The 9387-nt window shown below is 71.5% G+C and carries 7 protein-coding genes and 1 pseudogene; 6 read left to right on the top strand and 2 right to left on the bottom strand.

Translation table 11 applies throughout. The features are described from left to right. From ABZ260_RS39135 to ABZ260_RS39115, 5 genes are all read left to right on the top strand, one after another. The coding region (locus ABZ260_RS39135; protein WP_355627616.1) for a WD40 repeat domain-containing protein at positions 1–1960 on the top strand (1960 nt) is incomplete at its 5' end. Positions 1961–1997: 37 nt separating this feature from the next. Further along, positions 1998–3272, top strand: coding sequence for a serine/threonine-protein kinase (locus ABZ260_RS39130; RefSeq protein WP_355627613.1), 1275 nt, complete (start codon positions 1998–2000; stop codon positions 3270–3272). Positions 3273–3327: 55 nt separating this feature from the next. Further along, positions 3328–3573, top strand: a complete 246-nt coding sequence (locus ABZ260_RS39125) for a hypothetical protein (protein ID WP_355627610.1) — start codon at positions 3328–3330, stop codon at positions 3571–3573. 279 nt (positions 3574–3852) lie between these two features. Continuing rightward, complete coding sequence (gene sthA, locus ABZ260_RS39120; RefSeq protein ID WP_350925857.1) at positions 3853–5256, top strand: Si-specific NAD(P)(+) transhydrogenase; 1404 nt, start codon at positions 3853–3855, stop codon at positions 5254–5256. 153 nt (positions 5257–5409) lie between these two features. After that, a complete protein-coding gene (locus ABZ260_RS39115; protein ID WP_355627607.1) occupies positions 5410–6120 on the top strand; it encodes a VOC family protein in 711 nt (236 codons plus the stop codon). A 145-nt stretch (positions 6121–6265) separates the two neighbouring features. On the opposite strand, the gene ABZ260_RS39110 is transcribed toward ABZ260_RS39115, so the two are convergent. Next, positions 6266–6988 (bottom strand): DoxX family protein, encoded by a 723-nt coding sequence (locus ABZ260_RS39110; protein ID WP_355627604.1) that lies wholly within the window; start codon positions 6986–6988, stop codon positions 6266–6268. Between the two features lie 79 nt (positions 6989–7067). Next, positions 7068–8624 carry an MFS transporter gene (locus ABZ260_RS39105; protein WP_355627601.1) on the bottom strand — a complete coding sequence of 519 codons (1557 nt, stop codon included), beginning with the start codon at positions 8622–8624 and terminating at the stop codon, positions 7068–7070. Between the two features lie 262 nt (positions 8625–8886). Between ABZ260_RS39105 and ABZ260_RS39100 the strand changes: the two are divergent. Next, positions 8887–9387 (top strand): annotated as a pseudogene (locus ABZ260_RS39100) (hypothetical protein); the annotation flags it as partial.

Here is a 9387-nt window from a genome sequence, read left to right as displayed (position 1 = left end):
CAGCGTGGCCGCCTGGCGGCTGGCGCCGGTGCCCGAGGCCAGGGCGAGCCTGACCGGTTCACTGACCCAGCGCGAGACGGCGACCTTCCACGATCCGGCCGCGGGAATACACACCCTCAGGGCGCTGAGCGCCGACGGGCGCACGCTCGTCAGCGCGAGCGACGGCGAGGCACGACTCTGGGACGTGCGGACCGGCCGGCGCGTCGGCGCTTTCACCGGGATCGGCGACGACCTGCGGGGGATCGCGGTGAGCCCGAGCGGCGGGCTGCTCGCCGTGATCAGCGGTGTGAAGCTGAGGGTCTGGAATGTGGCGACCGGCAAGCCGACCGGCGCGGTCCTCACCGTCCAGGGGCGCAACGCGGGTGGCGACACCGGGGCGTTCTTCGGCCGGTCCGATGACTGGCTCATGGTGACCCAGGGGGAGGGGCTCACGGTCTGGAACCATCTGGACGGCAGGAAGCTGTATCCGCCCGCCGCAGGTGTCGACTTCGACATCACCGCGGACGGGCGCGGGATCGCCGTCGGAGGGCTGGACGGGGAGCCGGCGGCCTTCACTCTGGACGACCTGCGCAAGATCCCGCTGGGCACCCGCTGCAACGGGTGCGGACTGCGGGTGGCCTACAGCCCGGACGGCAGGACCGTCGCGGTCTCCCGGGGCAGGAAGCTCGAACTGCGCGACGCGTCCACCGGGGCCGATCTCGACCGTTCCTTCGAGGGGAGCGTCAGCGGAGATCTGGTCTTCAGCCCCGACGGGCGCTTCCTGGCCGTGGTGACCGACACGGCCCTGCGGGTCTGGCGGGTGGGGGACGGCAGGCTCCTGCTCACCCAGAGGATCGACGGGTTCATGCCCGCCGTGGCCTTCGATCCGGACGGGCGGACGCTGCGCTACCTCACCGAGGACTCGGTGACGACCCTCGACGTCGGCACGCTGACCAGGCCCACCCCGCTGAAGGGCCCCGGGACCAACTGGGCCGCGCTCAGCCCCGACGGCCGGCTGCTCGCGTCCAGGGGCGAGGGAGCGAGTGAGATCGTCATCCGCGACGTGCGCCGGCGCACCCGGACCGGCACGCTGAACGTCGGGCCCGACGGCGCCGACGGCGCCTTCGCGATGGCCTTCAGCGCGGACGGCGGACGACTGGTGGCCAACACCGGTGGTGACAGCTCCCGGCTGACCGTATGGGACGTCGCCGCCGCCAAGCGGATCGCCGCCGTCGAGACGGTCCGCGAGGGGCAGGTGTTCGCCCTGGCGATCAGCGCGGACGGCACCGCGGTGGCCTCCTACACCCTCTACTTCGAATCGGTGGGCGCCTCGGACGGGGAGATCGCCGTGTGGGACGTGCCCAGCGGCAAACTCCGCTGGTCAAGGCCCCAGCAGTCGGTCGAGGGGCTGGTCTTCACCCCCGATGGCAGGATGCTGGCGGTCGCGGGGGGAGAGCACCGGCTGCTGGACGCCTTGACGGGCGAGCCGTTCGGTGAGACGTACGGCGCGCCCACCGTCACCATCCCGACCACCGCGCTGGCCTTCGACAAGGAGGGCACCCGCTTCGCCACCGCCGACCGGGTCGGGCGGGTCTCGGTGTTCGAGACCAGGAGCAGGGACCGGGTGGGAAACCTGATCAGGGCCGAGCCGGCCACGAAGGCGGTCCTGGCGTTCTCACCTCGCGGAGACGTCGTCGCCGGGGCGGTGAACGACCGGTCGGTGGGGCTGTGGGACGTCGAGACCGGACGCCGCCTCGGCCCGCCGATCGCCTCGCAGAGCGGTGAGTTCCGGTCCCTGGCGTTCAGTCCCGACGGGGCCCGGCTGGTCGTCGTCGACTCGGCCGGCACCCTGGACGAGTATCCGGTCGAGCCGGCGGCGGTGGCGCGGGCGGTCTGTGAGCGCGCGGGCCGCACCCTCTCGCGCGAGGAGTGGCGCACCTACCTCGGTGACCTGCCCTATCGCAAGGTCTGCCCCGGTTAGGAGAAACTTTTTCTCCGGAGATCGTATCAAACACCCCATGAGAGTGGCGCGGGAACTGATCGTGGGTGATCCGCAGCGGTTGGGCGGTTACCGGCTGGCCGGGCGGTTGGGTGCGGGTGGTCAGGGTGTGGTCTACGAGGCGTACGATGCCGCGGGTAGGCGTGTGGCGGTGAAGGTGTTGCACGGTGACGCCGGGAGTGATCCGGAGTTGCGTGAGCGGTTCGGTCGTGAGGCCGCCGCGGCCCGCCGGGTGGCCTCGTTCTGCACGGCGGGGGTGCTGGACGCCGATCTGGACGGGCCCAGGCCGTACATCGTCAGCGAGTACGTCGAGGGCCCCAGCCTGCGCGGGGCCGGCCGGATCTTCGGCGGTGACGACCTGCACGCTCTCGCGACGGCGATCGCCGTCGCGCTGACCGCCCTCCACGACGTCGGGGTCGTCCACCGCGACCTCGCACCCGACAAGGTGTTCCTCGGCCGGAGCGGACCCAGGATCGTCGGATTCGGGGTGAGTCCCGGCCTGAGAACCGCGCTGACCGCCACCGGGCTCAGGCCACGCGCGCCGTCGTACACGGCGCCCGAGGTGTTCACCGGCGGCGAGGCGGGTCCCGCCGCCGACGTGTTCGCCTGGGGCGGGATCGTGCTGTACGCCGCGAGCGGCGAGGATCCGTTCGCGGCGGGCAGCCTGGGCGCGGTGATGCACCGGATCCTCTCGCTCGACCCCGACCTGAGCCCGCTGCCCCGCTCGCTGCGGCCTCTGGCCGCTGCCGCGCTCGCCAAGGATCCCCGGGCCAGACCCGCCGCCCGCGATCTGCTGATCGCCCTGATCGCCGCCGACCCGGCCGTTCCCCGGCCGGATGCGCCGGAGCCCGAGACGGCCCCGCTGCTGCGGGCGGGTGCCGAGGTCGCGGCCAGGGTCCGCACGGCCTGCGACGATCCGGGGCTGGGCGCGCTGGCCGAGTCGGCGTTCGCCGCGCTGGACCCGGCGGACCGGGAGCGCGTGCCGGAGGTGTTCCTGAGGCTCGTCGTCATCGACGCCGACGGGCAGGCGGTCGCCCGAGAGGCCAGGGCCCCCGCCGGGTCCGAGGGCGTCCTGCACGGCTTCGCGGGGCTGGTCGGGCACCGGGGAGATCGGGCGTGCCTGGTCCACCAGGCGCTGCCTTACGCCTGGCCCCGCCTGGGGGAGTGGATCGACGCCAACCGCGCCCGCCTCGTGGCACGCGAGAGGTGCGCCCGGCTGCTTCCCCCGCTGCTGGCCGCCTCGGCGGTGTTCGCGCTGGTCGCGGTGGTGATCGTGGTGGGAAGGATTGTCTGACTGGCGGCTACCTGGGTAGGACTTAACCGGAAATGCCGAGTTTTCGGGGGGAAACATGGCGACTTGTGAAACGTGCGGTAACGACTACGACATGAGCTTCGAGGTGCACACCCAGGCTGGGGTGCACGTCTTCGACAGCTTCGAGTGCGCGATCCAGCGGCTGGCACCGATCTGCGAGCACTGCGGGGTCCGCATCGTCGGGCACGGCGTCGAGGCCGGTCGGCACTGGTTCTGTTGCGCCAACTGCGCACGCCAGGAGGGGGCGACCGCGATCGTGGACCATGTGGGGGCGATGGCGTAAGGCGATAGCGACACGGCGTGGCGGCATGAGGCCGCCACGCGGGGAGACGTTTGGCCGAGACGCGGTCACAGGGCGAGGTGTCGGCAGGGCCACCACGGTGCGGACCGCTCATCATGTTCAGCGCCGGAGGAGGGTGAATCGCCTCCTTGCCGCGGTGCCGGTGTTCGAAACGGTCAGGGGTGCCTTTACCGGCCGAGGGAGGCGAGAAGCGGCTCCCCCCGGTGAGCGCGGGAGTCACAGGTCTGGTTGAGATCGTCCCGTGCGTTCACACTGAGCCCTATGTGGGATTTTGATGTCATCGTTCTTGGTTCCGGGCCGGGTGGGCAGAAGGCCGCGATCGCCGCCGCGAAACTCGAACGGCGCGTCGCGCTCGTCGAGCGGCGCAACATGCTCGGCGGAGTATGCATCAACACCGGCACCATCCCCTCCAAGACGCTGCGTGAGGCCGTCCTGCACCTGACCGGCCTCAACCAGCGCGGCATGTACGGCCAGAGCTACCGGGTGAAGGATGAGATCACCGCGGCCGATCTGGGCATCCGCACCCAGCACGTGATCGGCCGGGAGATCGACGTGATCCGCAGCCAGCTGTCGCGCAACCACGTGGCGATGCTCAGCGGGATGGGCCATTTCGTCGACCCGCACACGGTCGGAGTCGTCGACGAGCACGGCCACGAGACCAAGGCGACCGCTGACAAGATCATTATCGCCACGGGTACCCGGCCGGCCCGTCCCGACACCGTGGAGTTCGACGACCACGCCATCATCGACTCGGACGGCATCCTGAAGCTGCAGGACATCCCCGACTCCATGGTGGTCGTCGGGGCCGGGGTGATCGGCATCGAGTACGCCTCGATGTTCGCCGCGCTGGGCACCAAGGTGACGGTGGTGGAGCGCCGTGACCGGATGCTCGACTTCTGTGACCTGGAGATCGTCGAGGCGCTCAAGTACCACCTGCGCGACCTGGCGGTGACCTTCCGTTTCGGTGAGACCGTCGCCGCCGTGGAGCGCCGCTCCCGGGGGGCGCTGACCGTGCTGGAGAGCGGCAAGAGGATCCCCGCCGAGACGGTGATGTACTCGGCCGGCCGCCATGGCATGACCGACGAGCTCGCCCTGGAGAACGCGGAGCTGGCCGCCGACGCCCGAGGCCGCATCCAGGTCGACGAGCACTACCGCACCACCGTGCCGCACATCTACGCCGTCGGCGACGTCATCGGCTTCCCGTCCCTGGCCGCCACCTCCATGGAGCAGGGCCGCATCGCCGCCCACCACGCCTGCGGGGAGCCGCTGCGCGGTATCCACCACCTGCAGCCGATCGGCATCTACACCATCCCCGAGATCAGCTTCATCGGCCACACCGAGGACGAGCTGACCGCCTCCCACGTCCCCTTCGAGGTCGGCATCTCCCGCTACCGCGAGCTGGCCAGAGGCCAGATCATCGGTGACACCTACGGCATGCTCAAGCTCCTGGTCTCCCCGGAGACCCGCGCCCTGCTCGGCGTGCACGTCTTCGGCACCGGCGCCACCGAACTGCTCCACATCGGCCAGGCGGTCATGGGCTGCGGCGGCACCATCGACTACCTGGTCGACGCCGTCTTCAACTACCCCACCCTGGCCGAGTCCTACAAGGTCGCCGCCCTGGACGCGATGAACAAACTCCGCCGGGTGGCCCGCTTCGAGCTCTGAGTCCCCTTTCGAGGACCACCGGGCGAAAGTAGCAGCGGGTCGGGCACCCTTCGGTGCGTAACGCACCGAAGGCGGATTGCGGGGGACCTCGACCGCGTATCCGCGTCGCCGATGGGGTCCCGCGCGGGGGAGGGCCGCTGCGATCATGGCGGTATGACGCAGCAGGTTCCGGATGGTGACGAGAGGCTGAGCCGACGGGAGATCTCCGACGCTGTCGGCGATCTTGGGTGGCGCTATGTCCTGGACGTGGTGCGCACGTCGGTGGCCGTGGCATCGCCCGCGCGGGCGGTCGAGGTCGTCGCGCGCGCGGTGGCCGTGGCCGGCGCGGACGGAGAGCGAAGCCTGGAGATGGACGTCCGCCCCGGCCGGGTGGTCTTGACCCTGCGCTCACCGGTCACCGGTGCGGTGACGCCGGTCGAGGTCGAGCTCGCCGGTCGGATCTCCGCGGTCGTGAGCGAGCTCGGGCTGAGCACCGGCCCCGACGTGGGTGGCCGGGAGGTGCGGTCGGTCCAGGTCCTTGAGATCGCGATCGACGCGATCGACATCGCCGCCGTCCGCCCGTTCTGGAAGGCGGTGATGGGTTATGACGACGAGCCCGGAGCGTCCGGCGGCGAGGGCGCGCTCGTGGATCCCGTCGGGCAGGGGCCGGCGATCTGGTTCCAGCGGATGACCGCGCCCCGGGCGCAGCGCAACCGGATCCATTTAGACGTCTCGGTCCCCCACGACGAGGCGTCCCACCGGGTCGAGGCCGCCCTCGCCTCGGGCGGGGTCCTGCTGTCCGACGCCTCGGCGCCCTCCTTCTGGGTGCTGGCGGACGTGGAGGGCAACGAGGCGTGCGTGACGACCTGGCAGGGAAGGGACTGACGGCCGGCCGGTGTCAGGCCGACGGTTCCGCGGTCGCCTCCCGGCGTTGGCCGTGATGGTGCCGAGGCACCACCCGCGCGACCGCGGTGAGTCGTGCGGGGGCCGGCAGTGGCCGAGCGAGTCCGGGTGTCCGGGATCCGTCCGCTCAGGTTCCGGAAGGCTCGTCCTTCTTGCCCGCCACGAGGGTGTCACCGGCCTTGCCGGGGGTGGGCGGCGCGGGGGGTGCGGCGGGTGCGGTACCGGAGGAGGGTTTGCGGGTACGCGTGCGCGGACGGGGGGCGGCGGGGAACTCCGCGGTGTCGGTGGTGCTCTCGGCGGCGGCCGGAGCGGGCTTGTCGGTGCCGGCGGGCTTCTTCCCGGCGGCGGGCAGGGCGGGCGCCGGAGGGGTCTCCGGCTCGCGCAGCGCGGCGATGACGTCGTCGGCCTCGGTCTCGGCGGCGAAGTCCTCGGCGGCCTCGGCCTCACGGCGCTTGATCACCACCATGTGGTCGACCGACAGGCGGCCCGCGCCGCCCACCGCCAGCAGGATGGAGGCGGCCCCGAGCGCCACGATCAGCTTGGCGTCGCCCCCGGTGAGCGGCAGGCCCGTCTCGCCGCTGGCCAGTACGAACACGGCGAGGGCCTCGGCGAACAGCAGCAGCCCGCACACGGGTACGGCGAGCCCGGCCACCAGCAGCGCGCCGCCGATGAGCTCCGTCAGCATGGTGGTGGCGGCCCACACGCCTGGCGCGGGGGCACCCAGGGTGGTGAACTGCCCGGCGGTGGCGGTCAGGCCCGCTTCGAGCTTGTGCCAGCCGTTGGCGAAGAAGATCCCGCCCACCCCCAGCCTGGCGGCCAGGGAGGCAAGATCATGGAGGGTTCGTCGCACGGTTCCTCATTCTGGTTAGATTCACCGTTCCTGCCCAGGCTTGACCGATAGATGACCGAGGGAGAGCCTGCCAAACCCCTCACGAGGAGTCACTCCCCTCTCCGTCTCCCTCGGGGCGGTGGGGTACCAGGAGCATCACGGCCAGTGCGGTGCAGCCGAGCAGCAGCACGCTTACCACGATCGTCGTGTGCAGGCCCGCGACGAACGCGACGCGGGCCGCGGAGAGCAGTGCGTCTCCCACGCCGCCGCCGATCTCCTGCGCCATGTGCGCGGCGGAGGCGAGCGACTGGCGGGCCTGGTGCATCGTCTCGGGAGCGACGCCGGGGACCGGGCCCAGCGAGGGGGCGTACACGACCGTGGTGATCGTGCCGAGCACCGCGACCCCGAGACCGGCACCCAGCTCGTAGGCGGTCTCCTCGATCGCGGCGGCGCCGCCCGCGTGCGACTCGGGCGCGGCCGACATGATCGTGTCGGAGGCGGCCAGCAGGGTGACCTGGATGCCGAAGCCGATGCCGACGAAGCAGAACGTCAGGGCCACCGGATGCCCCTCGGTACCCCAGGCCAGGGTGGGGGTGAGGGACAGGGCGGTCAGCGCCAGCCCGCCGCTCATCGTGGCGCGCAGCCCGAACCAGCGAAGCAGCTGAGCCCCGGCCAGGCCGCCCGCGATCGCGGCGATCATGAGCGGGAGCATCCGTACGGCCGCCCCGAGCGGGCTGTCGCCGAGGACCAGCTGGAGGTACTGGGCGAGCATGAGCTCCAGCCCGACCAGGGCGAAGACGGTCAGCAGCACGCCGCCCACCCCGGCGCAGAACGCCCGTCGCCGGAACAGCTCCAGGTCGAGCAGTGGGAAGGCCAGTCGCCGCTGCCTGCGGACGAACCAGGTCAGCAGCCAGGCCCCGCACAGCAGGACCGCCACCCCGCCGAGATGCCCGGCGCCCGTCTCCTTCAGGCCGAAGGCCACACCGAGGATGCCCAATACCGACAGCAGCGCGCTGAGCGCGTCCCACGGCCGGTCGGAGCGCCTCGGGATCTCGGGAAGAAGCCTGACCGCGGCGGGCAGCAGGACCATCAGGATGGGGACGTTGATCAGGAAGACGGCGCCCCACCAGAACTTCTCGACGAGCAGCCCGCCGATGAGCGGGCCGACCGCGGCCCCGGCCGCCGCCACCGCGCTCCACACGCCCAGCGCGATCGCCCGCTCGTGCCGGTCGGTGAAGACCTGCCGGATGATGGAGAGGGTGGCGGGCATGATCATGGCACCGCCGACGCCGAGCAGTGCCCGCGCCGAGATCAGCGCGAGCGGGGTCGGGGCGAACGCGGCCGCCGCCGAGGCGACGCCGAAGACCACGTATCCGGCCAGCACCAGCCGTTTGCGCCCATGGCGGTCACCGAGCGTGCCAAAGGTCAGCAGCAGCGGCGCGACCACCAGCGAGTAGACGTCGATGATCCACAGCAGTTCCACGGAGGTCGGCTCCAGAGCCGCCGTCAGCGTGGGCACCGCGATGTGCAGCACCGTGGCGTCCACCGCGATCAGCAGCAGGCTGAAGCAGAGCAGGGCGAGGATCGACCACCGGCTGGCTCCGGGTGCCGGTGAGCCGCCGTCCCCACCCCTGGCTTTGGCCATGATGGTGGTCATGGGCCGCTCAGGAGTTGTCAGCCTGGACGAACATACGTCGCAGCCTAGGCGAAGTGCGGCAGTGCGCGGGGTGGCATTCAATGATGGATTTACATGGATATGTGTACCTTGTGGCTCGCGATCGATCGGCGATCCGTGTTTTCGGTGACACTGTGCGTGACCTCTCTAGAGAGATACAGGCATATACCGTTATCTAGGCAAATGGTGATCTCCCACGGACCATGGCGATCGTGGGGAGTCAGCGTGAGGCCCGTGAGCCGCCGTGGTGAGCGGGTCCGGCGGGCACGACTCGGCCCCGGTGCCGCCGCCCCGAGATCCCGACGACCCCTGGCAGTGGTGTGCTGTGGCCGCCGCATTGCTGGGCCGTGACCATCCCGAAGCCGCGCTGGAGGCCGCCCGCAGGGCGCTGGACCTCGACCCCCGATCCGAGTCGGGAGCCGACTGGGGATACCGCCTCGCCAGCCTCGCGTTCGAGCGGCTCGGCCGCGACGCGGAGGCCGTGGCCGCCGCCGAGGAGGCGGTACGCCTCGCGCCGGGCTCCTGGGCCGCGCGGATGCGCCTGGGGGCGGCACTGCGCAGGGTGCCGGGCCGCTGGCGCGAGTCGCGGGCACAGGCGGCCAGGGCCGTCCGCTACGCGCCGGAGGAGCCGGACCCGCATGTCCTCACCGGTGTCCCGAGCCGCTCGGCCAATTCCAGGCCGGGCCAGTGGCGGTGGGTCTGCAGCAGCGAGAGCAGTCTGAGGGTCCGTGAGCTGGTGTTCGCC

This window comes from Streptosporangium sp. NPDC006013 (assembly GCF_040614275.1).
Lineage (GTDB): Bacteria > Actinomycetota > Actinomycetes > Streptosporangiales > Streptosporangiaceae > Streptosporangium.
Note: the sequence above shows the minus strand (reverse complement) of the source record. Positions and strands in the feature narration are given on the sequence as shown.

Bases quoted from the DNA above. Each gene is read 5' to 3' on its own strand.
- sthA (WP_350925857.1), top strand. From the start codon at position 3,853: ATGTGGGATTTTGATGTCATCGTTCTTGGTTCCGGGCCGGGTGGGCAG.
- ABZ260_RS39130 (WP_355627613.1), top strand. From the start codon at position 1,998: ATGAGAGTGGCGCGGGAACTGATCGTGGGTGATCCGCAGCGGTTGGGC.
- ABZ260_RS39115 (WP_355627607.1), top strand. From the start codon at position 5,410: ATGACGCAGCAGGTTCCGGATGGTGACGAGAGGCTGAGCCGACGGGAG.
- ABZ260_RS39105 (WP_355627601.1), bottom strand. From the start codon at position 8,624: ATGACCACCATCATGGCCAAAGCCAGGGGTGGGGACGGCGGCTCACCG.
- ABZ260_RS39125 (WP_355627610.1), top strand. From the start codon at position 3,328: ATGGCGACTTGTGAAACGTGCGGTAACGACTACGACATGAGCTTCGAG.